Annotated in this window: 30 protein-coding genes; 16 read left to right on the forward strand and 14 right to left on the reverse strand. The window is 57.2% G+C overall.

What is annotated here, in order from left to right; all coding sequences use genetic code 11:
• Positions 1-117: 117 nt before the first annotated feature.
• On the forward strand, positions 118-726 hold the full coding sequence (locus PH5382_RS05880) for a carboxymuconolactone decarboxylase family protein (protein ID WP_058333432.1): 609 nt from the start codon (positions 118-120) through the stop codon (positions 724-726).
• Between the two features lie 132 nt (positions 727-858).
• Here PH5382_RS05880 and PH5382_RS05885 read toward each other — a convergent pair whose 3' ends face one another.
• On the reverse strand, positions 859-1,761 hold the full coding sequence (locus tag PH5382_RS05885) for an alpha/beta fold hydrolase (protein WP_058333634.1): 903 nt from the start codon (positions 1,759-1,761) through the stop codon (positions 859-861).
• Between the two features lie 213 nt (positions 1,762-1,974).
• Between PH5382_RS05885 and ppk2 the strand changes: the two genes are divergently transcribed.
• Positions 1,975-2,934 carry a polyphosphate kinase 2 gene (gene ppk2, locus PH5382_RS05890; RefSeq protein WP_058333433.1) on the forward strand — a complete coding sequence of 320 codons (960 nt, stop codon included), beginning with the start codon at positions 1,975-1,977 and terminating at the stop codon, positions 2,932-2,934.
• A 135-nt stretch (positions 2,935-3,069) separates the two neighbouring features.
• Positions 3,070-4,476 carry an MATE family efflux transporter gene (locus tag PH5382_RS05895; RefSeq protein WP_058333434.1) on the forward strand — a complete coding sequence of 469 codons (1,407 nt, stop codon included), beginning with the start codon at positions 3,070-3,072 and terminating at the stop codon, positions 4,474-4,476.
• Positions 4,477-4,501: 25 nt separating this feature from the next.
• Here PH5382_RS05895 and PH5382_RS05900 read toward each other — a convergent pair whose 3' ends face one another.
• Together PH5382_RS05900 and PH5382_RS05905 are read right to left on the reverse strand one after the other, a co-directional pair.
• Complete coding sequence (locus PH5382_RS05900) at positions 4,502-4,915, reverse strand: hypothetical protein (RefSeq protein ID WP_058333435.1); 414 nt, start codon at positions 4,913-4,915, stop codon at positions 4,502-4,504.
• Positions 4,916-4,932: 17 nt separating this feature from the next.
• Positions 4,933-6,135, reverse strand: coding sequence for a pyridoxal phosphate-dependent aminotransferase (locus PH5382_RS05905; protein ID WP_058333436.1), 1,203 nt, complete (start codon positions 6,133-6,135; stop codon positions 4,933-4,935).
• Positions 6,136-6,233: 98 nt separating this feature from the next.
• Between PH5382_RS05905 and PH5382_RS05910 the strand changes: the two genes are divergently transcribed.
• From PH5382_RS05910 to PH5382_RS05920, 3 genes are all read left to right on the forward strand, one after another.
• Positions 6,234-6,632, forward strand: a complete 399-nt coding sequence (locus tag PH5382_RS05910; RefSeq protein WP_058333437.1) for a helix-turn-helix domain-containing protein — start codon at positions 6,234-6,236, stop codon at positions 6,630-6,632.
• Between the two features lie 19 nt (positions 6,633-6,651).
• The gene (locus PH5382_RS05915; protein ID WP_058333438.1) at positions 6,652-6,921 is read left to right on the forward strand and encodes a succinate dehydrogenase assembly factor 2; all 270 of its coding nucleotides are present in this window, start codon (positions 6,652-6,654) and stop codon (positions 6,919-6,921) included.
• 72 nt (positions 6,922-6,993) lie between these two features.
• Positions 6,994-7,491: a MarR family winged helix-turn-helix transcriptional regulator gene (locus PH5382_RS05920; protein WP_197410002.1), complete on the forward strand. Its 498-nt coding sequence runs from the start codon at positions 6,994-6,996 to the stop codon at positions 7,489-7,491.
• A 339-nt stretch (positions 7,492-7,830) separates the two neighbouring features.
• Here PH5382_RS05920 and PH5382_RS05925 read toward each other — a convergent pair whose 3' ends face one another.
• Complete coding sequence (locus PH5382_RS05925; protein ID WP_058333439.1) at positions 7,831-8,259, reverse strand: VOC family protein; 429 nt, start codon at positions 8,257-8,259, stop codon at positions 7,831-7,833.
• A 293-nt stretch (positions 8,260-8,552) separates the two neighbouring features.
• Here PH5382_RS05925 and PH5382_RS05930 point away from each other — a divergent pair, with 293 nt between their 5' ends.
• Both PH5382_RS05930 and PH5382_RS05935 read left to right on the forward strand, forming a co-directional pair.
• The gene (locus PH5382_RS05930) at positions 8,553-9,386 is read left to right on the forward strand and encodes a thymidylate synthase (protein ID WP_058333440.1); all 834 of its coding nucleotides are present in this window, start codon (positions 8,553-8,555) and stop codon (positions 9,384-9,386) included.
• 84 nt (positions 9,387-9,470) lie between these two features.
• Complete coding sequence (locus PH5382_RS05935) at positions 9,471-9,962, forward strand: dihydrofolate reductase (protein WP_058333441.1); 492 nt, start codon at positions 9,471-9,473, stop codon at positions 9,960-9,962.
• 228 nt (positions 9,963-10,190) lie between these two features.
• On the opposite strand, the gene PH5382_RS05940 is transcribed toward PH5382_RS05935, so the two are convergent.
• Positions 10,191-10,397: a cold-shock protein gene (locus PH5382_RS05940; protein ID WP_058333442.1), complete on the reverse strand. Its 207-nt coding sequence runs from the start codon at positions 10,395-10,397 to the stop codon at positions 10,191-10,193.
• 220 nt (positions 10,398-10,617) lie between these two features.
• On the opposite strand from PH5382_RS05940, the gene PH5382_RS05945 reads away from it, so the two are divergent.
• Both PH5382_RS05945 and PH5382_RS05950 read left to right on the forward strand, forming a co-directional pair.
• Positions 10,618-10,935, forward strand: coding sequence for an ArsC/Spx/MgsR family protein (locus PH5382_RS05945; RefSeq protein ID WP_058333443.1), 318 nt, complete (start codon positions 10,618-10,620; stop codon positions 10,933-10,935).
• Between the two features lie 41 nt (positions 10,936-10,976).
• Positions 10,977-11,345 (forward strand): hypothetical protein, encoded by a 369-nt coding sequence (locus PH5382_RS05950; RefSeq protein ID WP_058333444.1) that lies wholly within the window; start codon positions 10,977-10,979, stop codon positions 11,343-11,345.
• A gap of 147 nt (positions 11,346-11,492) precedes the next feature.
• On the opposite strand, the gene PH5382_RS05955 is transcribed toward PH5382_RS05950, so the two are convergent.
• The 6 genes from PH5382_RS05955 to PH5382_RS05980 all read right to left on the reverse strand — a co-directional run bounded on the left by PH5382_RS05955 (position 11,493) and on the right by PH5382_RS05980 (position 17,421).
• Positions 11,493-12,056, reverse strand: a complete 564-nt coding sequence (locus PH5382_RS05955; protein ID WP_058333445.1) for a DoxX family protein — start codon at positions 12,054-12,056, stop codon at positions 11,493-11,495.
• Positions 12,057-12,060: 4 nt separating this feature from the next.
• Complete coding sequence (locus PH5382_RS05960; protein WP_082645574.1) at positions 12,061-12,861, reverse strand: HvfC/BufC N-terminal domain-containing protein; 801 nt, start codon at positions 12,859-12,861, stop codon at positions 12,061-12,063.
• Complete coding sequence (locus tag PH5382_RS05965; RefSeq protein ID WP_058333446.1) at positions 12,858-13,730, reverse strand: MNIO family bufferin maturase; 873 nt, start codon at positions 13,728-13,730, stop codon at positions 12,858-12,860. The genes PH5382_RS05960 and PH5382_RS05965 overlap by 4 nt, the downstream gene beginning before the upstream one ends.
• Positions 13,731-13,881: 151 nt before the next feature.
• Positions 13,882-14,187: a BufA1 family periplasmic bufferin-type metallophore gene (locus tag PH5382_RS05970; protein ID WP_058333447.1), complete on the reverse strand. Its 306-nt coding sequence runs from the start codon at positions 14,185-14,187 to the stop codon at positions 13,882-13,884.
• Positions 14,188-14,407: 220 nt separating this feature from the next.
• Positions 14,408-16,354, reverse strand: a complete 1,947-nt coding sequence (gene thrS / locus PH5382_RS05975; RefSeq protein ID WP_058333448.1) for a threonine--tRNA ligase — start codon at positions 16,352-16,354, stop codon at positions 14,408-14,410.
• 170 nt (positions 16,355-16,524) lie between these two features.
• Positions 16,525-17,421 (reverse strand): lipoprotein N-acyltransferase Lnb domain-containing protein, encoded by an 897-nt coding sequence (locus tag PH5382_RS05980; protein ID WP_231751807.1) that lies wholly within the window; start codon positions 17,419-17,421, stop codon positions 16,525-16,527.
• A 299-nt stretch (positions 17,422-17,720) separates the two neighbouring features.
• On the opposite strand from PH5382_RS05980, the gene PH5382_RS05985 reads away from it, so the two are divergent.
• The 3 genes from PH5382_RS05985 to PH5382_RS05995 all read left to right on the forward strand — a co-directional run bounded on the left by PH5382_RS05985 (position 17,721) and on the right by PH5382_RS05995 (position 19,912).
• A complete protein-coding gene (locus tag PH5382_RS05985; protein ID WP_058333637.1) occupies positions 17,721-18,470 on the forward strand; it encodes an alpha/beta hydrolase in 750 nt (249 codons plus the stop codon).
• A gap of 36 nt (positions 18,471-18,506) precedes the next feature.
• On the forward strand, positions 18,507-18,932 hold the full coding sequence (locus PH5382_RS05990; RefSeq protein ID WP_058333450.1) for a VOC family protein: 426 nt from the start codon (positions 18,507-18,509) through the stop codon (positions 18,930-18,932).
• Positions 18,933-19,171: 239 nt separating this feature from the next.
• Entirely contained in the window at positions 19,172-19,912 is a 741-nt protein-coding gene (locus PH5382_RS05995) for an alpha/beta fold hydrolase (protein ID WP_058333451.1), read from the forward strand.
• Between the two features lie 90 nt (positions 19,913-20,002).
• Here PH5382_RS05995 and PH5382_RS06000 read toward each other — a convergent pair whose 3' ends face one another.
• Both PH5382_RS06000 and phaZ read right to left on the reverse strand, forming a co-directional pair.
• Positions 20,003-20,578, reverse strand: a complete 576-nt coding sequence (locus tag PH5382_RS06000) for a DUF6151 family protein (protein WP_058333452.1) — start codon at positions 20,576-20,578, stop codon at positions 20,003-20,005.
• Positions 20,579-20,583: 5 nt separating this feature from the next.
• Positions 20,584-21,873 (reverse strand): polyhydroxyalkanoate depolymerase, encoded by a 1,290-nt coding sequence (gene phaZ / locus PH5382_RS06005; RefSeq protein ID WP_058333453.1) that lies wholly within the window; start codon positions 21,871-21,873, stop codon positions 20,584-20,586.
• A gap of 142 nt (positions 21,874-22,015) precedes the next feature.
• Between phaZ and PH5382_RS06010 the strand changes: the two genes are divergently transcribed.
• Both PH5382_RS06010 and PH5382_RS06015 read left to right on the forward strand, forming a co-directional pair.
• Positions 22,016-23,821: a PHA/PHB synthase family protein gene (locus PH5382_RS06010; RefSeq protein ID WP_058333454.1), complete on the forward strand. Its 1,806-nt coding sequence runs from the start codon at positions 22,016-22,018 to the stop codon at positions 23,819-23,821.
• Between the two features lie 142 nt (positions 23,822-23,963).
• A complete protein-coding gene (locus PH5382_RS06015; protein WP_058333638.1) occupies positions 23,964-24,407 on the forward strand; it encodes a phasin, PhaP in 444 nt (147 codons plus the stop codon).
• A gap of 138 nt (positions 24,408-24,545) precedes the next feature.
• Here PH5382_RS06015 and PH5382_RS06020 read toward each other — a convergent pair whose 3' ends face one another.
• Positions 24,546-25,415 (reverse strand): NAD-dependent epimerase/dehydratase family protein, encoded by an 870-nt coding sequence (locus PH5382_RS06020; RefSeq protein ID WP_058333455.1) that lies wholly within the window; start codon positions 25,413-25,415, stop codon positions 24,546-24,548.
• Positions 25,416-25,610: 195 nt separating this feature from the next.
• On the opposite strand from PH5382_RS06020, the gene phaR reads away from it, so the two are divergent.
• On the forward strand, positions 25,611-26,186 hold the full coding sequence (gene phaR / locus PH5382_RS06025; protein WP_058333456.1) for a polyhydroxyalkanoate synthesis repressor PhaR: 576 nt from the start codon (positions 25,611-25,613) through the stop codon (positions 26,184-26,186).
• Positions 26,187-26,485 lie beyond the last annotated feature (299 nt).

Genomic DNA, 26,485 nt, shown 5'->3' on the forward strand with positions numbered 1-26,485 from the left:
CGATCTTCTGTGGGATCTGCTGTGCAATTTTCTACAGGTGGGTGGTTCTTTGCGCAGAGCGCGTTAGGGTCTCCTCAAACAAGGCATCACAACAGACCAAACGGGAGACTGACGGATATGGCCTGGATCAAGACTGTTCCATTCGAAGAGGCAACCGGAAAGCTGAAAAAGCTCTATGCACGGGTGACAGGACCGGACAACAACGTCGACAATATCATGATGGTGCATTCCCTGCGCCCCCACTCGATGGAGGGGCACATGGCGATCTACAAGAACGTGTTGCATCATACGGGAAATACAATTCCCAAGTGGTTTCTCGAGGTGTTGGGCGTATGGGTGTCCGCGCTAAACGATTGTGGGTATTGCGTTGAGCATCATTTCTCGGGGCTGCAGCGTCTGTTGCAAGACACCGACCGCGGGCTCGCCATTCGCGCTGCGATCGAAGCAAAAGATCCTGCTGCGGCCCCATTGGACAGCGCCCAAAGGGCCGCCATGGTCTATGCGCGCAAACTGACCGAGGCCCCCGCTTCACTGGTGGAGGGCGATATCGAAGATCTGCGCGCAGCTGGCTACGATGACGGGCAGATCCTCGAAATCAATCAGGTTTGCGCCTATTTTGCCTATGCCAACCGGACGGTTCTTGGGCTGGGCTGTTCGACCAAAGGGGATGTTCTTGGGCTGAGCCCGAACAATTCAGACAACCCCGATGATTGGGGGCATAACTGACAGACCGATGAGCCAGGCGGGCTGGCGTACCAATCTTGCCCGCCTTGCCCCCCCTGCACAATGCTGGGAACAGGGCAGGATCCTTGGAGGCAAAAGCAGGATAAGGGATGCCAGTCTTCAGTGATGCCAGTCTCAGGGGTGCCAGTCCATGATCGCCCGGGCCAGTGCCTCTGGCTTTTGGTGATGCAGCCAGTGGTCAGCACCTGGGAGTGTCACGCGGGTCAGATCAGCGGCAAATTCTTCGAGCCCTTCGGTGGTGTCCGGCAGCAGCGCAGTATCGCCATCGCCCCAAAGCAATAGATGGGGCTGACGCACCTTCAGACGGTCCAGCGGCAGATCAGGCATCGGGATGGCGGCGCCCGGCAGGGGCACCTGCAAAGGTGAGGCGCGATACCAGTTGACCATGGCCTGCAATCGCCCGGATCGGGCCCATTCACGTTTGTAGGCTTGCAGGCGGGCTCCAGTTAGCCAGGAGAGGTCCATATGGGCAGAAAACAGCGCCATCAACCCTTTGAAATCATCTGCTGCAAGAGCCTGTTCAGATCCGGCCTGTCTTAGATCCAGGATATACTGCGAGGCGACGGTCTGTGCCTCTCCCTTTGCCAAGGCGCGTTGAAATGGCACAGGATGAACGCCATTGGCGATGATCAGTCGGGACACCAGATCAGGATGAGACATCGCCAGCCCATAGGCTACGGCGGATCCCCAGTCATGGCCGAGCACGGTCACAGGCCCCTCCTGCTGTCGGATAAGGGCTGCCATGTCTTCGACCAGGGCAGAAGTGGCATAAGCGCTGATGCCATCAGGTGCCCAGCTTTGGCCATAGCCGCGCTGGTCGGGGGCAATGCAATGAAACCGATGGCGGAGCTGGGTAGCCAATTCTTCCCAGGCGCCGCCATATTCCGGAAACCCGTGCAGCATCAACAGACGGGGCAGGGCAGGATCACCCCAGCGGCGAATGAAAAACGACTGCCCGTCAAGCTGTTCGATCCCGTGCTGTTCGATCCCGAGCTTTTCTGGCCCGCTTTGCCCCATCCCGCGGTGTTCCGTTTTACCGGTCATGATCTGTGCGCCTTTCGATCGTTTGAACAAGGCTGCGGTAGCACCCGCGTGGGATCAAGCACAGCGTCACGTCATGCCAAGCGAGCGATAAAAAACACATTCAATGTAACGGTTTTTTGACACAGGTCAGCGCAGAGTGTCGCGAACGCGCGTAGGCTTTGTATGTATAGTTAAAAGGGAACAATAATGCCGGAAACCACTGGAAACGCCTCCGTAAATTCAACCAAACAGAATTCAGCTATTGCCACAGAAGCAGCGCCTGCAAATCAAGCGGTGTCAGCGCAGATTTCTGGTCCCTCGCCTGAGGAAATTCACAAAGCCTTCGAGAGCGGTCGCTACCCCTATAAGCGCAAGATGTCGCGCCGCAGTTATGAGGCCGAAAAGGCCCGTCTTCAGGCCGAGTTGCTGAAAGTTCAGCTTTGGGCGCAGGAGACGGGGCAGAAATTTGTCATGCTCTTCGAGGGGCGCGACGCGGCCGGGAAAGGTGGCACCATCAAGCGGTTTACCGAACACCTGAACCCACGTTCCGCCCGTGTGGTGGCGCTGAACAAGCCCACCGACGAAGAGCGTGGCCAGTGGTATTTCCAACGCTACATCAACCATCTGCCTACAGATGGTGAAATCGTTCTCTATGACCGCTCCTGGTACAATCGTGCCGGTGTAGAAAGGGTCATGGGGTTTTGTGAACCTGATGAATATCTGGAATTCATGCGTCAGACGCCTGATCTGGAACGCATGCTGTCGCGCTCAGGTATCCGGCTTTACAAATACTGGTTCTCGGTAACCCAGCAAGAGCAGCTGCGCCGGTTCCAGTCCCGCGAAACCGATCCATTGAAACAGTGGAAACTGTCCCCGATCGATAAGGCCTCGCTGGGCAAGTGGGATGACTACACCGAAGCCAAGGAAGCAATGTTCTTTTACACGGATACTGCCGACGCCCCTTGGACTGTGATCAAATCCAACTGCAAAAAACGCGCGCGTCTGAACTGTATGCGCCACTTCTTGAATAGCATCGACTACCCCGGCAAAGATCCAGAGATCGCCCAGGCGCCTGATCCTTTGATTGTTGGGCAGGCGCATCATGTGATCCATCGGTCGGATCACATTCTTGGCAAAGCGCTGCATCCGGATACCAGGGCGCGCTAAGTCGAGAACCCGAAAACAGGGCGGAATAGTTCGGCAATCTTGTTGCTGTCGGATCATGAAGCCCTAGGGTTCTTGTGAATCGTGAGATGCGCTCTCGGTGCTTGCCGGGGGCGCAGTACCTGCTAAGACTTCGTCATGGCAGATGTAATTTCGACTCCCGCTTCAACTCCAAAGATGACCACCGGCGGCCATATCCGCGCGGTGTCGGCGCTTGGCTTTCCTTTGGTCGGGGGGCATGTGGCACAGTTTTCCATTGGGATGACTGATTCCGTCATGCTGGGCTGGTATGGGGCTGCGGCCCTTGCAGCCGTAACCCTTGCGGGATCCTATTTCTTTGTGTTTTTTCTGCTGGGCGCAGGTTTTGCCATTGCGGTGATGCCACTGGTAGCCGCCGCTGCCGGCGCCGGTGAAGATCGCCAGATTCGCCGCGCCACCCGCATGGGGCTGTGGCTGTCACTGCTTTATTGTGTGGCGGCAATGCCGGTTTTGCTGTTTTCCGAACAGATCCTGCTGGCGCTGGGCCAAAAGCCGGAGGTGGCGGGGCCCGCGTCAGCCTATCTGCAACTGGCAGGCTGGGGGTTGTTTCCAGCGCTGCTGGTGATGGTGTTGAAATCCTATCTGGCGGCATTGGAACGCACGCAGATCGTTCTGTGGATTACCATTTTGGCCGCTGTGGTGAACGGGTTCGTCAATTATGCGCTGATTTTTGGCAATTGGGGTGCGCCCGAAATGGGGATCGCCGGTGCGGCCATTGCCTCGATCGCGACCCAGACGGTCTCATTGATCGCAGTTGGGTCCTATGCGCTTTGGGTGCTGCCTGAACATGAGATTCTGAAGAATTTCAACCGCCCTGACTGGGAGATGTTCGCCAAGGTGTTCAAGCTCGGCATGCCGATAGGTCTGACCAATCTAAGCGAGGTCAGCCTGTTTGCGGCCTCGGCCATGATGATGGGTTGGCTGGGGACCATTCCGCTGGCTGCACATGGCGTGGCGATGACGCTGACGGGGCTGACATTCATGGTGCATCTGGGGCTCAGCAATGCAGCCACGATCCGGGCGGGCAATGCCTATGGTCGGGGCGATCGCGCGCATATGGCGCTGGGCGCGCGGGTGGTGATCGCCATGTCACTCCTGATGGCACTGATAGGCAGTGCGGCCTTCCTGCTGTTCCCTGATCAGCTGATCTCGTTGTTCCTGTCCCCGGATGAGCCTAACAAGCCGGAGATCCTGCTGGTTGGTGCCAGTCTTTTGGCGATGGCAGCACTGTTTCAGCTTACGGATGGGATGCAGGTCATTGCGCTGGGCGTGTTGCGTGGGGTGCAGGATACCAATTGGCCGATGGTGATTGCCGCGCTTAGCTATTGGGCCGTGGGGGTTCCAGCCTCATATCTCTTTGGGTTCTATTTTGGCTGGGGCGGCGTTGGTGTCTGGTCCGGTCTGGTGCTTGGTCTCAGCTTTGCCGGGGTGTTTTTGATGCTGCGCTTCTGGCGGCATTCGATCAAGCGCACAGGGGCGGCGGGCGGATCTTCACAGGCGGCGTGATCCGCGTCTGATCGTTCACAGGAATTTAGTCGCCTTTTTGTGCCTTGATCAGCCGATCAGCCTTTTTACGGACCAAAACGCTACGCAGGTCATGCATGGTCAGCAACAGATCATCAGTGACCGCCTCGAGTTGCTCATCCGTGGCCTTGGTCTGGGCCCAATGGGCGGTGAGGTTGAGGTGATCCACAGCCCGTTTGATATCGTCGATATCGCGGGCTGCCAGAACCGCGCTGCGCTCAGCCATCCAGGTCTTGATCTCAGCAAGGTCGCGCTCTGACAGGGCGCGCCCGCCATGCGGCTTAATCTCGCCATTGCGGATATTGATGGCCGCGATCTGCTCCATATCGATCCGACGCTGCCGGTTCTCGGTATCAACCCGAAACACAAAGGCGCCGTTTTCGCGGATACGAAAGAAATATTCTGGCAGAGTCGCGGCCATAAGTTCGCTTCCTGTGTTTAGCTTAGCGCGGCGCAGAACGCCTTGATCCGGGCGCAGGCCTCTGTAAGCGCTGCATCCGAAGTGGCATAGCTGACCCGGAAATTTGGTGACAGGCCAAAGGCCGCACCAAAGACCACAGCCACGTCAGCCTCGGCGAGAAGGGCTGTCGCAAAGGCTTTGTCATCAGCAATCACTGTGCCTTTGGGGGTGGTCTTGCCGATCAGGCCTTTGATCGAGGGATAGACGTAAAACGCGCCTTCGGGCACCGGGCAGGTAATACCGTCAATGGCGTTCAGCTTTTCCACCACCAGATCGCGGCGGCGTTTGAAGGCTAGATTGTTCTCGGCGATGAAGTCCTGAGGGCCGTTCAGCGCCTCGACGGCGGCCCATTGGCTGATCGACGAGGGGTTCGAGGTGGACTGCGACTGGATTTTGCGCATGGCGGCAATCAGATGCTGCGGTCCGGCTGCATAGCCAATGCGCCAACCGGTCATGGCATAACCCTTGGAAACCCCATTGCAGGTGAGTGTCCGCTCATAAAGACCGGGTTCGACCTCGGCGGGGGTGCAGAATTCAAAACCGTCGAACACCAGATGTTCGTACATGTCATCTGTCATCACCCAGACATGCGGATGACGCATCAGCACATCGGTCAGTGCTTTCAGCTCTGCCCGGTTATAGGCGGCACCGCTGGGATTTGAGGGCGAGTTGAAGATGAACCATTTGGTCTTTGGGGTGATCGCCGCCTCGAGCTGTTCTGGTGTCAGCTTGAAATTGGTCTCCAGGCTGGCCTCAACTGCGACAGGTGTGCCGCCCGCCAGCAGCACCATATCGGGATAGCTCACCCAATAGGGGGCAGGGATCAACACCTCGTCACCGGGATTGAGCGTCGCCATCAGCGCATTATACAGCGTCTGCTTGCCGCCGGTGCCAACCGAGACCTGGGCGGGTTCATAGGTCAGGCCATTGTCGCGCTGAAACTTGGCACAGATCGCCTGTTTCAGCTCGATGATACCATCAGGCGCTGTGTATTTCGTCTTGCCTGCTGCGATGGCTGCGACAGCTGCATCTTTGATGTTCTGAGGCGTGTCAAAATCGGGTTCTCCCGCGCTCAACCCGATAACATCGCGGCCTGCGGCCTTGAGTTCGGCGGCCATTGCAGTGATCGCAATTGTCGGCGACGGTTTTACACGTTCGAGCGTCTTGGAAAGGAAAGACATGACGGCGGGTCCCTGTTTGAATGTTCTTGGCAACTGTCATAGGGTGCCACCAATTCTCGATCAAGCTACATTGGCAATGACCAGAACGGAGAGCGTATATGTCTGAGGAAACAACAGATTGGTTTGGACCTGAGGCCGCGACTTTTGGTGACCGTGTCGCCGCCGCCCGCGAAGCTGCAGATATGACGCAGGCACAGTTGGCGCGCCGCCTTGGTGTCAAGAAAAGCACCCTGATGGGCTGGGAACAGGATCTGTCAGAACCACGGGCGAACAAGCTGTCGATGGTTTCGGGGCTTTTGAATGTGTCGATGTCCTGGCTGCTGACCGGCGAAGGTGAGGGTATGTCCGAACCCAACGAGCTGGATGTGGAAGTCGGAGATTTTGCCGGCGTTCTGCAGGAGCTTCGCTCCTTGCGCAACGAGATGCGCAACAATTCCGAACGTGCCGCGCGTCTGGAAAAGAAACTTCGCACCCTGGTGCAGGGCGTCGCAAGTTAAACAGATGAGGGTGCAGGCCATGACAGCTACAAGTGAAAGCCATGAGAATCGCCTCAAACGGTTGACCATGCGATCAATGCGACGGGGAATCAAAGAGATGGATATCCTGCTGTCCGCCTATGCCGCAGCCAATCTTGCGCAGATGGAGCCTGCCAAACTGGACCTTTATGATCAGCTTTTGCATGAAAATGATCAGGATCTCTACCAGTGGGTCACCGGCCAGGTGGCCGCCCCAGCCAACTATGCTGGGCTGATGGATGAAATCGCGCAAACCCATCAAAAAACATAAAAAACCAGCTTAACGTATTTTTCGGGAATTTTCTGCATTCTGTTCATTAGCAAATTCGAGTCGGAGATGCCTATGAGTATGGAATTGCCAATAGGCCAGGTGGACCGCAAAGGGTTCATGACTGGTTACCTTGAAGCGCTGGCGCTGGTGGAACGTCTTCACCGGCTGTTGCTGGACGTGATCAAGGATGAGTTCGAGCGCGTTGGTGTGCTTGAAATCAACGCCGTGCAGGCGCTGCTTTTGTTCAACATCGGCGACAATGAGGTCACCGCTGGCGAACTGAAGAGCCGTGGTTACTATCAGGGCAGCAATGTCAGCTATAATCTGAAAAAGCTGGTTGAGCTGGACTATATGCACCACCAGCGCTGTGAAATTGATCGCCGTTCGGTCCGGGTTCGCCTGACGCCACGCGGTCGCGAGATCCGAGATATCGTTGCGGGGCTGTTTTCTCGTCACGCTGAGGGTCTTGAAGGTAAGGATGTGATCAGTCGCGATGGTATCGCCGACATCACCGCCTCGCTGAAGCGAGTAGAGCGCTACTGGTCTGACCAGATTCGCTATATCTACTAAAGTCAGGAGCTCCGGCTTCCCCCTTTGAGGCCAGACGGCCTCCGAGAACAGGCATCGAGGCAAGAATTGCACCGCCTAAAGACGATCAAAGATCACGACAGCTGCTGATTACCAGCCTGTCACAAACTTGAAGAATTCGGGTTCGCTAGAGACCGCACTGCATTGGTCCCCAAAGGGTCTGCAGTGCGTTTTCATTTTCACACCATCTGCATCATGCGGATCATTTGCTCTGCAATTGGTGCCGGGTTGCCCAAAGGGATCCACAGAAAAAAACGGCGCCTGAATAGGGGCGCCGCTGATATCGCTGACTTTTCTTGGCCGTTGAACCAGGCCGCTGCCCTACCAGTGACCGGTGCTTTCCATGCTGGCCCAGGGTTCTGCAGCTTCCAGCGCTTCGCCATTTTGCAAAAGCTCGATCGAGATATTGTCCGGCGAGCGGATAAAGGCCATGCGGCCATCGCGTGGTGGACGGTTGATAATGATGCCATTGTCCATCAGGAACTGGCAGGTCTCGTAGATATTATCGACGCCATAGGCCAGATGGCCAAAATGGCGGCTGTCACTTGGCAGACCTTCGTCGCCATCCCAGTTGTACGTCAGTTCAAGCGGGGTTTCTTCCTGTCCGGGAGCCGCCAGATAGAGCAGGGTGAAACGCCCTTCTTCGCTGTCGTAGCGCCGCGTTTCGCGCAGGCCCAACAGCTCATAAAAGGCCATGGATTTCTCCAGATCCTTTACCCGGACCATGGTGTGGAGATAGGTAAGCGCCATGCTCGACATTCCTTGAGTTCTGGTACGCCCCTGGCCACCGACAATTCGGGGCGGAACAAAAAAGGCGCATCCTGTTTCGGCAGGTTGGTATGGCTGCAGAATAGTCTCATCTGAAGCGATTCGGGGAGCCCGATTCTGCGGCAGGTGACCATGACGGCGAGGCACCGACTATTCTTGGCACTGTGCAACAGAGAACGGTAGGCCGGGCCTGTTTCAAAGATAGTCTTTTACTATGGCGAGCCTGCGCTTTATGACTTCGGGACCGACGCCGACAGTTGGAAAAGGGGACCCCAGTGCAGCAATATCATCAGGCCTTGCGTCAAATCCTGGATACGGGCGTGCAGAGCAGCGACAGAACCGGCACCGGGACGATCTCCTGCTTTGGACTGCAGGCGCGCTATCCTTTGAGCGATGGCTTTCCCCTTGTCACGACGAAGAAACTGCATCTGCGTTCAATTATTCACGAGCTGCTATGGTTTCTCTCTGGCGATACCAATATCAAATACCTCAAGGACAACGGGGTCTCGATCTGGGATGAATGGGCCGATGAAAACGGTGATCTGGGGCCGGTCTATGGCCACCAGTGGCGGCATTTCCCCAAGCTGGAGCGGATCCCCGGCACCTCTGGTGATGAGGCAATATATCATGCTGGATCCGTCGACCAGATTGCCGATCTGGTCGAGATGATCAAAAAATCGCCCGACAGTCGTCGCTTGATCGTTTCCGCCTGGAATCCGGCAGATGTGCCAGACATGGCGCTGCCGCCTTGTCATACCCTTTGGCAGGTGCGGATCCTGGGTGGCAAACTGCATCTCCAGCTCTATCAACGGTCGGCGGATATGTTTTTGGGGGTGCCTTTCAACATTGCCTCCTATGCGCTGTTGCAGGTGATGCTGGCGCATGTCACCGGCTATGAACCCGGCGACTTCATTCACACCATGGGAGACGCGCATATCTACTCCAACCACCGTGAACAGGTTGATCTTCAATTGTCGCGCAGCCCCAAACCGCTGCCGCAGCTGCAGATCAAACGCCAGGTCAGTTCGATCTTTGATTTCACCTTTGATGATTTCGAGATCACCGGCTATGAGCCTGATCCAGGTATCAAGGCACCAGTGGCGGTTTAAGTCCCGGGTCAAATCCGGATAAACCAGTAATTTTCTCTTTTTGCCGGAGGGATGTCTTTTCCGGCGCTTGAAGGCAGACGACCCATGATCACTTTGATTGTTGCCCGTGACCGCAATAGTGCCATTGGCAAAGACAACACTATTCCCTGGCATGCCCCGGAGGATCTCAAGGCGTTTCAGCGCGAAACACTGGGCGGCGCCATTATAATGGGGCGCAATACCTGGGATAGCCTGCCGTTTAAGCCATTAAAAAATCGCCTGAACTTGGTGGTATCCTCTCGTGCGGATGCGGCGGAAATCGTCTGTAAATCTGTTGTAGATGCAATCCAAGTAGCCACTGCGCAGGGCTATCGGCGGATCTACGGCATTGGGGGAGCGGGTATTTACCGCGAAATGCTGCCGCTGGCAGACCGTTTGCTAATCACCGAGGTGGAAACCGAGGTTGAGGCTGCGGATACATATTTTCCGCAGGTTGACGAGGCCCAGTGGCAACGGAGCGGTGACGTGCTGTTGCGCGAGAGGGATCCGCGCTGCGTCATGGTTGAATATCTGCGCATCGTTTCAGCGCAGCGCTAGACAGGTTTGCATTGTAGGACCGTTTTTGCTGGCTTTCCGAACCGGCCTTCGTAGTTTTGCAGAATAATGACGTAGCGCTGACATACCCCGGCCAATGGCGGGCGATCGACGAGTGTGGTCGTCACGGGGGAGTGTCAGGGGAAAGGAGCCGCACCCGGTCAACTGCGTGTGTTTCTCAGGAACTGAGGCGCAGCACAGGTTGGCGGAGGCGGCTGGAGTTTCGCCGCCTTAAAGCGGCTTGATTTCGCCGGCCATTTGTCGACCATCGCGACCTTCGGTCAATTCGTAGTCGACTTTCATATTGTCAGCGAGGCCGGTCAGCCCGGATCTCTCAACCTGAGAGATATGTACGAAAACATCATTGCCGCCCCCATCGGGCTCGATGAAACCAAAGCCTTTGGTGGTGTTGAACCATTTCACGGTGCCGCTTGGCATCTCCCGTGTCTCCTTCTAACTTGCACGTTGTCCTGGGGCAGCCCAGATAATAAAGGTGCGAGGGACTCGTCATAGTGGTGACGCGGTGAGGCGCGCGACCAAGGAACAGCTGAGCCAGTCGAACCATGCATGACTGTTGCATGGGCTGGAAAAAAATCAAGTGGGTGGGATTCATTCTCCCATAAATTGTGTCGCTCTGGCACTGAGGAAGGAAAAGGTCATGATCTTATATGGACTGAAAAACTGTGACACATGCCGCAAGGCACTGAAAAAACTTCCCGATTGTCAACTTTCGGATGTTCGCGCCGAGGGTGTGCCAGAAACTGTCCTTACCGATGCATTTGCGCAATTTGGCGACCGTCTGCTCAATACCCGCTCCACCACGTGGCGAGGTTTGTCTGCCGAAGATCGTGACCGCCCACCGTTGGAGCTTATTGGGGAACACCCGGCATTGATGAAACGGCCTTTGATCAAAACAGAGGATGCACTGTATTTGGGCTGGGATAAAAGCACCCAGGCGGCCCTTGGTGTCGCCTAAATTCGCCCCCATCTGACACGTGACGCAATAGGAGACATAAGATGCGCAATGCTGCTCTGGTTCTGGGGATAATCGCCGGCCTTTTGGGGCTGATCGTTGGCTTTTTCAGCTATGGATATACCGCTGCGGTTGAACATTTTGGCGCTGTTGAAGGCCTGGCAGAGCAGGTGGAGAACGTCGACCGGTTGCGGGTCCTCGCGGTGCTCTCACCGCTTTTGGCGATCACTGGCGGGGCCATGGCGCGGATGCGGGCACTTTGGGGTGGGCTATTGCTGCTGGCCTCGGCCTTTGGCATGTACTGGGGCTTTGGCTTCAATGTCTTTACCGTCTTTCCCATCGCCTTTGCCGGTGTCGCCGGGGTTTTGGCCCTGGCTGCAGGCAAACCGGATGAGGCAAAGGCGCATTTCTAGGGGGAACACCGGCCCTGCGTCTTGACGCGACGTTGGACGTAAAACTCACCCTGACCGTTGACCCCGCCAAAAGAAAGGGCGCCGCTGCACATGCAGGGCGCCCTTTGTCATGAATAGCTGACGGGAAAAGTCGGCGGTACTGGTGGGTCAGGCCATCACAGGTTCAGCCCGGCGGCGCAGCAGGGCGTCCACCGAAAGGGCGCCGGCCCCTTTGACAACCAGCACGCTAAGAACAAAGACCCAGAACAGGCGTTGGTCAAGGATCAGGCTGTCGGGGAACCGGTCAAACAGGGCCCCAAGGGTTTTGACGTCGGTCTGACCATGGCCGTAGATATCGGTCAGCGACTGCATGACCACAAATCCGATCATCCCGAGCGAAGCTAGGCGGGTGAACAACCCGACAAGGATCAGCAGTGGTAGGATGAACTCCGCCCAGGTCCCGGCCAGAACTACCAGCCAGTGAAAAATGCCAAACTGGCTGACGTCATAGCCGACTTCCTCAAAGGCTTTGGGGAAGATCTGGATATAGGCGCCATCGGACGGCAGGAAGATGCCAAAGAGGCCATCGCCCAGTTTTGTCATGCCGGAATTCCAGTAGTAGATCAGCAAGGTTGCCGCAAAGACGAAGCGTGCGCCGAGCGGCATCAGCCAGTCGCCAACCCGTTCGACCAGGCCGAAGATTGTGTTGTGAAGCGAGACAAGTGCGTGCATGTCTTTACCCTTTTTGGTTCAGTCCAGTGAGTGCGCCGCCCTGCAAAAGCAGGGTCAGCGGATTGCCCAGGTCAAAATCAGCCTCGATTGCGCCTGCGCGCTCCAGAGCCTCTCCAATGCTGAGGCCCTCGATCAAGGCCTGTATCCATTCCGCTTCGGCGGGGGAAAGGACCTGGGGAATTGGGTCGAATTCGGGACGGGTGATCAGGACGGCCTGAGCTTCGCCAAGTGGTTTCGCAGCCCCGTCGTCGGTATTGAAACGCCAGATGGCATGCACCGGCCAGGAGGAACGCAGCAGCTGCACGGCCGGAGCCAGGGTCACGGTGGCGGCCAAAAGCGCGTCAGTAGGCAATGCGCCCAGTGCTTCGGCCGCGATCGGGGTGGCATCGGCAGCATGATAGGCGTGGCGCAACGCCAGCTCGAGCCGGGCGACATCGCCCAGATACCCAAGATGGTTCAGCTGTGCGATGCCTTTAAGAAAGGCGGGGAATTCAGCACCATAAAACATCATGAGGGGCGTTGTCGGTGGATGCGCGCGCAAAAACAGACCGGCAAGACCGTCCATGTTTTCCTTGCCCAGCAGTTTGGCCACGACTGGAAAGGCGCTGTGCATGGCCTCGGTCAAGGAGACCGCCACATTGTTGCGATAGACATCAAACCGCCGACCGGCTGCGACACCGTTCTGATCGACGAGCCCGGCGGGAACCTGCTGTCCGGCGTCCATCAGTGCACGGGTGAAGTCGGCCTGAACTACGTGTGTCGCGAGACCATCGTCCTGGGCCTTTTCAAGCAGGCTTTGGGTCATGCGGGCACCGCAACGGTTTGCGGCAGATTGTCCAGGGCAAAGGCGGCGCGCTCGGCCTCGGCGGCCAAAACGGGCCACTCCGGGACATCATTGTCCCATTCGATCAGCACGGGTTTGGGGCCTGACCGTTCCAGCGTGTAATCCAACAGGGCCCAGACAGGATCCACCACCTCGTGACCATGGCTGTCGATTAGCAAAGGTCGGCCCTGTTCATCCTGATCTTCGTCATGGCCACCCAGATGGATCTCTCCGACTTTTTCCAGCGCAAAGGCATCGATATAGCCCTGTGGAGAAAAATCGAGGTTGGTGGCTGACACAAAAACGTTGTTCACATCCAGCAGCAATCCGCAGCCGGTGCGATTACTGATCTCGGCGAGAAACTCCGGCTCTGACCAGGTGCTTTCGGCAAAGGCGAGATAGCTCGACGGGTTTTCTAGCAGTATGGGACGGCCGATGGCCTCCTGCAGCTGGTCAATGTGGTCGCTGATCCGGCCAAGTGTCGCCTTGGTATAAGGCAGCGGCAGCAGATCGTTGTAGAAATGGCTGTCATGGGTAGACCAGGCCAGATGTTCGGAAAAACTCGCCGGGTTCAGCCAGCTAACCAAATGTTTGAGCCGGGCAAGATGCTCCAGATCCAGTGGGCCTTCGCCGCCGATCGACAGGCCAACGCCATGGACTGACATGGCAAAGCGTTCTGCCAGGTGGCGTAGCTGTGCCAGGGGGCGTCCACCATCACCCATATAGTTTTCCGCATGCACCTCAAGCCACTGAACCGGGTCGGGGTGCTCCATGATCTGGGCAAAATGCTGAGCTTTGTAGCCGACGCCGGGGGCATTGGGCAGAGATTTGAACGCGGCGGTGTCAAGCATGGCGGATCTCGTTTCGGCAAAAGCGATCAGAAATAGAACGCCTCAGAGGAAGGTACAGAGAGAGCAAGGAGGGCGGAGCTGTGCCACCGCCCTCCGAAGTATCTAAAGGGTCTGTATGTGCCGGAGGCCTGTTTGCACCCGGCTCTGAGCCTTATGCGGGCAGGTCGCGCTCGATTGGCTCAAGCGAACCATTGCGGTGACCGCCATCTGCCAGATCTGGCAGATCGATGTCAGCACAGGTACCTGCGTCAACAAGGGTCCAGGCGTTGCCCTGATAGTCAACAGTGGAGGTGCCAGCACAGGTGGTGCCGGGGCCTGCAGCACAGTCGTTCTGACCGGCCAGCGAAACGCCGTAGCATTTTTCCTTGGTGCCGGCAGCGGCGGGCATGGTGGACGCAGCAGTCAAAGCGGCGGCGACGGCACCGGCAACGGCGAGAGATTTGGCTGTTTTCGACATCTCATGAATTCCTTTTGGTTTAGCTTGCGCTGTCGTGATGACACGTAAAACCTAACCTGCGATGTTTAGGAGTTTAAGTCACGAGCGCGTGTCTCACGGCGGCGTCAGCCAGTGTGACTAAAGATGTTGGTGCACCTACCTGATACAAAAGAGAATTTTCTGGAATTGAAACAAAACGGCCCCAAAAGGGGGCCGCAAACTATTCTTTTGAGCGCAAATGTTACAACAAATCTGGTGGGGTCGCTTCCAGGCCTAGCGCCTTTGTAACAATTTCGAGGCTGTCCACACGGGTCTGCTTTTCGCCGAGACGGCGGATCGACACGGTGCGTTCTTCGACCTCGCGGTGACCAATGGCCAGGATCACGGGAACTTTGCCCAGCGAGTGCTCGCGGACCTTGTAGTTGATCTTTTCGTTGCGAATGTCAGCCTCGGCGCGCACGCCGACCTTTTGTAGCGCGGCCACAACCTCTTGCACGTAGTCATCTGCATCCGAGGTGATCGAGGCAACAACCACCTGACGCGGTGCCAGCCAGAACGGCAGCTTGCCTGCGTGTTCTTCGATCAAAATGCCGATGAACCGCTCAAAAGACCCCAGGGTGGCGCGGTGCAGCATAAAGGGGCGATGCTTGTTGCCGTCCGCACCAATAAAGTTGGCCTCCAGACGTTCCGGCAGGTTGGGATCCACCTGCAGAGTGCCGCACTGCCAGTTCCGGCCGATGGCATCGGTCAGGGTGAACTCCAGCTTGGGGCCGTAGAACGCGCCTTCGCCTTCCAGCAGCTCGTATTCATAACCCGCCGCCTTGCAGGCATCGCCCAGGGCTTTTTCCACCAGATCCCAGCTCTCATCCGAGCCGATGCGCTTTTCAGGGCGGGTCGACAGTTTGATGGTCCAGTTGTGGAAGCCAAGATCGGCATAGACCTTGGACAGGAAGGCGATGAATTTGGCGGTCTCGGCCTCGATCTGATCCTCGGCGCAGAAAATGTGGCCATCATCCTGAGTAAAGCCGCGCACCCGCATGATGCCATGCAGCGCACCGGAGGGCTCATAACGTGCGCAAGAGCCGAATTCGGCCATGCGCAGCGGCAGATCGCGGTAGCTTTTGAGGCCCTGATTGAACACCTGCACGTGGCAGGGGCAGTTCATTGGTTTCAGCGCGTTGACGGCTTTCTCGCGGGCATGCTCTTCGTCGACTTCAACGATGAACATGTTTTCCTGGTATTTGTCCCAGTGACCCGAGGCCTCCCAGAGTTTGCGATCGACCACCTGCGGAGTGTTCACCTCGACATAGCCGTCGCGTTCCTGCATCCGGCGCATGTAGTCCTGCAGGGTGGTGTAGATTTTCCAGCCGTTAGGATGCCAGAAGACCTGACCGGGAGCCTCTTCCTGCATGTGGTAGAGGTTCATTTCGCGGCCCAGCTTGCGGTGGTCGCGTTTGGCGGCCTCTTCCAGCATGTTAAGATGGGCTTTGAGCTTTTCCTTGCCGGTGAAGGCGACGCCGTAGATCCGCTGCAACATGGCGCGATCACTGTCGCCGCGCCAATAGGCCCCGGCGATGGACATCAGTTTGAAGGAGTCACCCGGCAGCTGGCCAGTGTGCTGCAGGTGTGGTCCGCGGCAGAGATCCTGCCAGTGGCCATGCCAATACATGCGCAAAGGCTCGTCACCAGGAATGGCGTCGATCAGCTCCACCTTATAGGGCTCGTTGTTGGCCTCATAGAATTTCACTGCACGTTCGCGCTCCCAGACCTCGGTGGTCACGGGCTCGCGCTTGTTGATGATTTCTTTCATCTTCTTTTCGATCACGCCCAGATCTTCGGGGGTGAAGGGCTCGGCGCGGTCAAAATCGTAGTACCAGCCGTTTTCAATGACGGGTCCGATAGTGACCTTGGTGTCGGGCCACAGTTCCTGCACGGCGCGTGCCATGACATGGGCGAGATCGTGACGGATCAGCTCATTGGCCTGTTCTTCGTCCTTCATGGTGTGCAGGGCGATCGAGGCATCGGCCATGATCGGCCATTGCAGATCCCAGTGCTGGTCGTTGACGGTGGCAGAGATGGCTTTTTTCGCCAGCGAGGTCGAAATATCGGCCGCGACTTCGGCTGCGGTGACGCCAGCCTCATAGCTGCGTGCATTGCCATCGGGAAGGGTGAGAGAGATTTGGGCCATGGTCTGGCTGCTCCTCGTCGGTTTGGCGCCCACTGAACGCCCGGTTGCGGGTTATGTGTTTCGTGAATGATTTGGCAGCTTGATCGGGTGCTGTCAATATCGCTGCGACATCATAGCAAAACACCCAATTTAGTCAGGTGTAGACCGGTCTTGCCGCAAATCGGGGTTTTCTAATCTTGCAGCGGTGCGGGAACCCCGTCGCGGATCACGGCGGAAAAATCAGGGCCAAGCCCATAGGCCTGCGCCCGAGGGCTGATCTGACCCTTTTCAATCAGCTCCGATAGAGACAGGCGGCTGTCTAGCACCCCGGCATCAAAGGAGTATTCCGGCAGATAGCCGTTGGCCATGACGCGCCAGTCCAGCGGGACCTCGTCAACAATGGTGCGGATCATCTGAAAAACCACGGTTGTGCAATTGGTGAACAGCGAGTTGTACCATTGTGGGCGCTGCGCCAGACGATTGGCCGCGTCAACATATTGCAACAACAACGCGCGGGCCTTTTCAGGGGTGACCCTGATCCGGTAAAGCTGCACGTCTTCGCCGCGGGCATTGGTACGGGTGCCGACCACGTCGCGTTCATCGGCGGCGACAATGGCCAGGGTATTGGTCTTGAACATATCCGCCACCGGAGAGAAGCCGCCGCCGATCTGGCGCCGCACTTCCACTGACCAGGCAATATGGTCGCCGCCTGCAAAGCCAAAGCTGACAATCATATGCGCGATGGCTTTACCGGACCAATAAGACATAAACAGATCTACCGTTTGCAGCTGGTCCAGATCATAGCTGCGCTGTTCCCACTGGACGTCAAAATCCTGCGGACTGCGCCAGGTGAAGTTACGCACATCCTCCAACCTCAGGACGGATCCGTCGAGCGATCCCGTCACCTGTCGCGCCACATCCGGGGCCCAGGGACGGTCGGTCGGAGGCGTCAGCGAGACCCACCAGGTCAGCACAGTTGCCAGTGCCAGGCAAAAGGTTGCGAGTGCACGCAAGCGACGGGGGCGGAACTGGCCCAGGATGACAGCAAGCCCCAGCAGTACAAAGCATAGCGCGAATACGGCCCTCATTATCTCTCCGAAGGGGAGGCGGTACCACAGCGCCAGAGCTGCCCAGAGGCTGGCAATCGCGATCAACAGGCACAAAAGAATGAGAAAAGTGCGGTGAAATGCTTGTGTCATCGGCCTGCCTTAGGGTCACTGGGGATCGCGAATTTTTTGGCGCACCCTTTTTTGGCGCACCCTAGGGGCAGAGCAGAAATGGAGCAAGCCCGGCTTCGCACTGCCTGCCGGGGCGGGGGATTGGCAATTGCAGCTGTCAAGATTGCATGGCACATCTTGGAGTGAAGCCCAAAATGGAGAAACTGATGATGGCTGAGACGCGTTTTCTTGAGACAGAGCAGGGGCGCCGCATTGCTTATCACCACCATCCCGGCAGCGGACCGACGGTGATTTTTCTGGGCGGGCTGAAATCCGATATGGAGGGCACCAAGGCGATCCACCTCGAAGCCTGGGCCAAGGCGCGTGGGCAGGCATTTTTGCGCTTTGACTACTCTGGCCATGGCGAAAGTTCCGGCACCTTTGAAGAAGGCTGTATTGGAGATTGGCATCAGGATAGCGTTGCGGCGATCTCGACCCTGATCGAGGGGCCAATCCTGCCGGTTGGCTCCTCCATGGGGGGCTGGCAGGCGCTATTGTTGGCCAAGGCCATGCCGGAACGCATCTGTGGCATGGCGACGATTGCTGCCGCGCCGGATTTTACCGAAGATGGCTATTGGGAGAGTTTCACTGAAGCCCAAAAGGCGGAGCTAGAGACCCGTGGCTATGTTGAACTTCCCAGCGACTATATGGAGCCTTACCGCATCAGCAAACGTCTGATCGAGGATGGGCGTGATCACCTGGTGTTGCGCGGCCCTCTGGCGTTGCCTTTCCCGGTGCGTAGCCTTCAGGGCACGGCGGACACGGCGGTTTCGACTGAAACGGCATTGCGCCTGCTGGATCACGTGACCTGCGAGGATATGCGCCTGACCCTAGTCAAGGATGCCGACCACCGGTTTTCTGATGGTCCCTGTCTGGGACTGATCGAGGCCGCTGTGCAGGAACTGGCTGATCGCGTCTGATATGCACAACCCGCTGCGACAGAAGGAGGAAAGACAATGGAACAACGGGTCAGTCTGATCACTCTCGGGGTGCCGGATATGGACAAGGCTGCTGCGTTTTATGACGCTCTTGGCTGGACACGAGCCGAAAGCCCGGATGGGGTGATTGCCTATGATCTGATTTCGCAGACGCTGGGGCTGTACCCTTTGGAAAAACTGGCCGAGGACATGGGGCTGCCCCTGTCCGCCTTGGGAGCTGGGGCGATGACGCTGAGCCATAATACCCGTTCTGCGCAGGAGGTGGATCAGCTGATGCAGGCCGCAAAAGCCGCCGGAGCAGAGGTTCTGCGCCCCGCCGGGGAGGTTTTCTGGGGCGGCTATATCGGCTATTTTCGTGCCCCGGACGGGCATATCTGGGAAATAGCCCATAATCCGTTTTCACCGCTTTCCGAAGAGGGCGCGTTCCGGTGGAATGGGTTCTGAGCGCGCGTCTCTGCGACCTCTGATGTTTCCACCGTCTTCATCACCGTGAAAGCCTGCGAACACCCGGCTTTACGGTGCAGAGTGCCGACTGACGCTGTGACAAAATCCGAATGACCGCTTGCCCTGTCGGCCATCAGGCCGCAAGACTGGCTGCGAGATCGCGTTCCGGCCTTCAGTCAGGGCGGGCGTGACAACGGGTGCCGCAGTGAATGCACCCGAACAGGCAGAGGGCACTGGTGATGGAACAATCGGGGAATTGGGGGCAGGAACCGGTGGTTCTGTTGCCGGGCATGATGTGTGACGCTCGTATCTTTACGCCTCAGATCAATGCCTTGTCTGCGCAGGCCCCCGTGATGGTAGCGCCTCTTGTTGGCGGTGATCGTGTCGAAGATATTGCTACCCACATCCTGTCGATGCTGCCGGAACGCTTTGCACTGGCCGGGCTTTCGATGGGCGGTATCGTGGCGCTGGAGATCCTACGCCGCGCGCCGTCACGCATCACGCGGTTGTGCCTGATGGCGACCACACCGTTGTCGGAAACCCCGGATCAGGCAGCCATGCGTGAGCCACTGATCATTGCAGCGCGTACGGGCGGGCTGGACAAGGCCCTGCAACAGACGCTGCCACCCGAGGTTCTGGCACCTGGTGGGCGTCGACTGGAGGTGCTCAACCTGGTGCGGGAGATGGGGCTGGATTTGGGAGCAGAGCTCTACGTCGATCAAAGCCGGGCATTGCAGCGGCGTTCTGATCAGCAGGCCACAGCGCGACGCTGTCAGGTGCCGACCCTGATCCTCTGTGGGGAATACGATCGTCTTACGCCGGTCAAGCGACACGAGTTTCTCGCTGAACTTATTCCACATGCCGGGCTGGAGATCATCGCGGGTGCGGGGCATCTGCCGGGACTAGAACAGCCCGAAGCGGTCAATCAAGCGCTTTTGGGATGGCTCGCGGCACCTGCAGGAGTTGCAGCCCCGGCGTGAAGTTCATCCGCGCGGCGCCGCCAAGAATTTGCCGATTGAGCAACGTCATTGCCAAGATCATTGCCAGATGTGAACGAACCGCAGTACCGCCTACTGGGGGTAAAGCGTCGCCCGAGCTTCTTTGCTCAGGACTTCAGGCGGGGCGACAGGTGCGCCGCTTTGTGCGTCGAAAAAGGGGGTCTCGCGCCACAGCCCGGACAGACGGGCAGTAGTCATGCGGGAAAAAATCCCAATGACCATGCGCATCATGCCTTGGTTCTGCGGCGGCTTTCCCGGTTTGATCACATGTGATTTGGCGCGAATTCTGCCCAGGGCAGCCGTGTCGTCAAATAGGTCCGACCGCAGTCCAACAAAGGCCAGCTGCGGTTTGGCCAGGGTATTGGCGACGGGCGTGCCACAGCATCCCGCATACCAGCGAAACAGCCCCTTGGGACCCAAGCGCATCAGGCGCAACTGGTCAGCGCCCTGCGTCAAGGTGATCCCATGCGGGGCCAGCTGGAACAAATCGACGCCTGCTGTCGGGTCCGGTTGCTTGTGGTAGAGCTCGTTTGCGCGACAGTCCGGGCAAAAGCACATCAGCCGAAGCCCGGATTTCCGGGCCTCAGGTGATATATGTCCGGCCAGCTGACCACAGGAGCAGGAAAACCCAAGGCAGGCTTTGCTCATTGCCTTCAGGCCTCTTTCGTCTTGGGCTTGGCTGTGTTGCGGTTCGCCGCCTTTGGCTTAGGCTTGCGGGAGTTGGCGTCCATGAAGTCGATCACCAAGGGGCGGATATTGTCGCGCCAGCTGCGCCCTGCAAAAATACCGTAGTGGCCAGCACCGGGTTCGACATGGCTGGCTTTCTTGCTGTCGGGCAGGCCAGTGCACAGGTCTAGCGCGGCGATACACTGTCCGGGGGCAGAGATGTCATCATTGGCGCCTTCGACGGTTTTGACCGCGACATCGGTGATGGCGCCGATGTCGACCTTGTGGCCATCGACGATGAACTCATTGCGGGCGATTTCCCGCGATTTGAACACGCGTTCCACGGTGGAAAGGTAGAATTCCGCCGTCATGTCCATCACCGCCAGATATTCGTCATAAAAGCGGTTGTGTGCATCGTGATCCGAGGCTTCGCCGCGGCTGGCACGCTGAATCTGGTCGGTAAAGGCCTTGGAATGGCGGTCCATGTTCATCGACATGAAGGAGGACAGCTGCAGCAGGCCGGGATAGACTTTGCGCCCGACGCCGGGATACTTGAAACCGACGCGCTGGATCATGGTTTCTTCCAGTTGGCCCATGGTGACGCGGCGGCCAAAATCGGTGACTTCGGTTGGGGTTGCATCCGGGTCAACCGGGCCACCAATCAAGGTCAAAGATGAAGGCTGAGCCTCTGGATCCTGTTCGGCGAGATAGGCGGTTGCCGCCAGCGTCAGTGGTGCGGGCTGACAGACAGCAACCACATGGGTGTCAGGGCCGAGTTCACGCATGAAATCAACGAGGTAAAGGGTGTAGTCTTCGATGTCGAATTTGCCGGCGGAGACTGGGATGTCGCGGGCATTGTGCCAGTCAGTGATATAGACTTCGCAGTTGACCAGCAGGCTTTTCACGGTGGAGCGCAGCAGGGTCGCATAGTGGCCGGACATCGGCGCGACGACCAGAACTTTGCGAGGTTGTTCCTTGCGGCCCGCAACATGGAAATGGATCAGATCGCCAAAGGGGCGTTCCACCACGGTATTGACCTCAACCAGATGGTCCTTGCCATCTTCGCAGGTGAAGGTGCGGATGCCCCAGTCGGGTTTGACGGTCATGCGCTGAAACGTGCGCTCGGTCACTTCGCCCCAGGCGGCCATCCAGCTGAGCGCCGGGTTGGGCAGGGCGGCAAGACCGGGATAGGACGCCATCGACAGGGCGCTTGCACCCAGCCATTGGTTCATGTTCCGGGCGGTTTCCATCAAGTCGTACGACAACATATAGCGCATATGGCTCTCCTTTGGCTGCCCGTCCCAGTTCCCGCAGGTGCGGACGGAAAATAATGCAGGGCCTCGGACCTTTCGTCGCTTTGGCGTAATATGGCCAGACCAGTATTCTGCACAGCAGAAAGAGTATGAGGGATTCCTTAAGATGACAACAAGTGAGACATTGGACCTAAGCACTTCTCCGGAACATATTGAACGACTTAAGGAAAATATGGAAAAGGTGGACAGCCTTTCCAGGAAACTGGTCGAAATCATGTCGACCAAGAAGCAACATCATCCTGGATTGGATGCTCCGAATCACGAACTTTTTGCACGTGCAGCAACGTCATACTGGGCCGAAATGCTGCAAAATCCCGCAAAAATGATGGAACAACAGGTTGAATTTTGGGGGAAATCCGTCCTGAACTTTGCCGAAGCGCAGAAAATTCTGGCGGCGCAAGAGGGCAAGGAAGCGTTGGAGACGAGTCCTTCGGATCGGCGTTTCACCAATCCGATGTGGGAAAAAAACCCCTATTTCAACTATATCAAACAGCAATATCTGACCAATTCTGAGATCATTCGCATGGCCGTTGAAGAAGTTGCAGACCTGGAGCCGCTTGACCGCCAGCGACTGTCTTATTTTTCCGACCAGATCATCCATATGATGGCGCCGACCAATTTCCTGCCGACCAACCCGGATGCTTTGGAAAAGGCGTTGGAAACCGAGGGGCAGTCGCTGATTGATGGCTTGCAGAACCTGGTTGCGGATCTCGAAGCCAACAATGGTGAACTGGTGGTGCGGCTGGCGGATGAGAGCGCCTTTGAGATTGGTCGCAATATTGCCACGACGCCCGGCGAAGTCGTCTATCGAAACCGGATGATGGAGCTGATCCAATATCGCCCCACCACGGAAACGGTACATGAAACCCCGATCGTGCTGTTCCCGCCCTGGATCAACAAGTTCTACATTCTTGACCTAAAGGCACAGAACAGTTTGATCAAATGGGTGACAGAGCAGGGCTATACACTGTTTGTCGTGTCCTGGATCAACCCGAATGGTGACTACGCCGACGTCGGCATGGAGGAATACATCGAAGAGGGTTTCCTGACCGCCTTTGAAAAGGCCAAGGAAATCTGCGGCGTCAAACAGGTCAATGCCATTGGCTACTGCATTGCGGGCACGACGCTCAGCCTGACGCTGGCGCTGATGAAAAAGCGGGGCGACAAATCGGTGAAATCGGCCACGCTGTTCACCGCTCTGACCGATTTTTCCGATCAGGGGGATTTCACCCCGTTTTTGCAGAATGATTTTGTCGACGCCATCGAGGCCGAGATCGGCGAGGATGGTATCCTTCCCTCCTATATCATGGCGCGGACCTTTTCCTATCTGCGCTCCAATGATCTGGTCTATGGGCCGGCTATCCGCAGCTACATGATGGGGCAAACGCCACCGGCCTTTGATCTGCTCTACTGGAATGGCGATGGGGCTAATCTGCCGGGCAAGATGGCGGTGCAATATCTGCGGGGCCTGTGTCAGGGCAATGCCTTTGCTGACGGCGGCTTTGAGGTGTTCGGTGAAACCCTGCACCTGAGAGATGTCGACATCCCGGTGATGGCGGTGACCTGCGAGACGGACCATATCGCCCGTTGGAGTGACTGCTACCGTGGTGTGCAACAGATGGGTGGACGCAGCAAGACCTTCATCGTCTCGCAATCGGGCCATATCGCCGGGATCGTGAACCCGCCAAGCCGCGACAAATACGGTCACTACACAAATGCTGATCTCAAGCTGGATGCGCCGGACTGGATGGCGGGAGCCACATTCAACGAGGGCTCCTGGTGGCCACGCTGGGAAAGCTGGCTGAAGAAGCGGTCCGGTAAGCAAGTTCCAGCGCGTGAGCCGGGTGATTCGGGGTATCCTGCCCTGGAGCAGGCACCTGGAAGCTATGTGCGTGCCCGGGCAAGATCCTGACAAGGTCTTGAATTTTCGGGTTTTACGATGATTTTTCTGCATTGCAGCAAAAATATGTTGAAATGCTGCGGTGCAGAAATTATAGTTTAGTCATGCTGAAACGCGGGGTGGTCCCGAGATGGCAACCAAAGGAACCAGTTTGATGGCTAAGACCCAAGATTTTACCGCATTGATGAAAGACATGATGGGCGCATTTCCGGTGGATACTTCCGCCATGGAAGAAGCGTTCAAAAACACTGCCGCGCTGAACGAAAAGCTGAGCGCTGTTGTTCTGGGTGCTGCTGAGCAGTCCTCGGAAATCTCGACCAAATGGACCAAAGATGCACTGACCAAAATGGCAGACATCTCCAAAGCGAAAACCGATCCGGCTGACTACGCCAAATCGGCAACCGATTTCGCCAGCGCCTCTGCTGAAGTTGCAGCCGAAAACATGGCCGCTTTTGCTGAAGTCGCCAAAAAAGTCCAGATGGACACAGTTGAGCTGCTGATGGCAGTCGGCAAGGACATGGGCGAAGAAGCAACCGCCGCTGTCAAAAAGGCCACTGATGAAGTGACCACGGCTGCCAAGAAGGCAACCGCCAAGTAAACCAGCCATTCTGGCTGAGCGCGGAGGCGGATCATCGCTCCTCCCTGCAAAGAATTCGCAGCCGCGTGTTGAAAGGACAGGTCATTTTGACCTGTCCTTTTTTGTGCTGGTCACTGGTGCTGAGATCAGGTGCAAAGTTCAGAAATCAGCCTGGGTGAAATCGTGAACTTCAGGGACCCAGCCGCAGGTGTTGCGCAGCTTTTCTGCGCTCATCTGCTGATCCAGGGTTGGCCCTTCAGCCCAGGCGCCGTGTTTGAACATCACATGCTTCCGGCTGCGAATGACATAGGCACCATCATGGCCACGCCGCCTGACAATTTCATCGACAATGCGTTGCATTGAAACTCCCTGTTGGGCAGCGACATTGAAGGATCCTACTAATGTGGCGTCGTCAACTAGCATCCGGTAGGCCCGGGCCAGATCACGACGGTGCACCAGCGGCCAGCGGGTGCGAAGACTGCCCCAAACCTCCAATGGCTGCCTCTCATTGGCCTGCTGCAACAGGCGGCCAAAGACACCGCCCTCTTCGTGGTAGACCATCGCCGGGTGTACCACGGCGGTACACAGGGCTGAATCTGATAACAATTCCGCCGCATGTTCTTGCATCCAGGCAAAGGCCGGGATTGGGCGTAGAGGACGATTTTCATGGGCAATCAAGTTGCCGGTTTCCCCATATAGCCAGCAGCCACCGGTGTATATCAGGCGCAGCGGCTGGGCGCGGTTTTTGGCTTCGGCGCGGATAGCCTGCAGGGCGCGGGCATCCACTGCTCCCATGTCATCGTCAAAGGTGCTGGCAAGCTGGATGACAGCTTCGGCCTTGGCAAGGGCTGCGCGCCAGGTTTCAGGTTGGCGCAGATCCCCCATCACAGGCGTGGCCCCGAACTGGCGCAGTTTTGTGGCGGATTCCGCAGATCGGCAAAGGCCTGTCACCGCATGCCCACCAGCGACCAGCTCTGTGGTGACAGCGCTGCCAATAGAGCCGGTGCCCCCCAAGATCAGAATATTCATCTGTGTCTTTTCCTTTCGTGCAATGGGGTAAGCTATAAAACCTCAAGTCCAGTTTAGCTCAAGTACAAATTTCTACTGCCATATTGTCCTGCACCATTGAACTGTCACGCAGTCGGAGGCCGCAGCAGGCTTTTCTTTTGTTCTGCGCTCGCATAGTCTTTTTTCTGCAATGCATCATGTCCGGGGAGGGACGGTATGGCGGAACAGGAAAAACCCCTGCTGATCAAGCGCTACGCCAGTCGGCGCCTGTATAATACCGAAACCAGCGATTACGTCACGCTGGAGGATATCGCGGGGTTCATCCGGGAAGGCCGTGAGGTCCAGATCGTCGATCTGAAATCTGGCGATGACCTGACGCGTCAATACCTGCTGCAAATCATCGCCGAGCATGAAAGCCGCGGTGAAAACGTGCTGCCGGTGAATGTTTTGAACGACCTGGTGCGCAGCTACATGCAGCCAGGTGGGGGCGTGATGCCTCAGTTTCTGCAGGCGTCGTTCGATATGTTGCGCGACAGCCAGTCACAGATGGTCGAGAATATGTCGGCGATGAACCCGATGGCGCAGATCCCGGGGTTTGAAGCGATGCGCACGCAGCAGGAGGCGTTCCTGAAAGCCATGACCGGCGGGCTGTCCGGTGGTTTGGCCAGCGGTTGGAGCGGTGCAGGATCGCCAACCGAAGGCGGCGCGCCAGCTGAAGAAAGTGGCGAAGATCTGGATGCGATTAAACGCCAGCTGGCCGAATTGCAGGAAAAGCTTTCAAAACTGAAATAACGGGTCTTTGGAGAGCCGACCTAAAAGAGGTGCTCACCAGAACTAAGAGAATAAAAGGCCCTGATTTTTCGGGGCCTTTTTCTGTGGTTGGGCTTGCGAAGTCTCAAAATTGAGGGCTGCCAGCACTGTCAGAATGAGAACTGCGGGCACGATCCGAGCCGGAGATCTCCCGCCCGGAAGGGTTGATCTGTGAGATAAACCATTCCCGTTGGGCCAGGCGCCCCGCTGACGCGCGGCGCGTAACCGGGATATGGCATTGGTGCGACAGGCGTCTCAGGGAAGGTTGTCCCCCTGAGACG

Source organism: Phaeobacter sp. CECT 5382, assembly GCF_001457775.1.
In the GTDB taxonomy this organism is placed as follows: Bacteria; Pseudomonadota; Alphaproteobacteria; order Rhodobacterales; family Rhodobacteraceae; genus Pseudophaeobacter.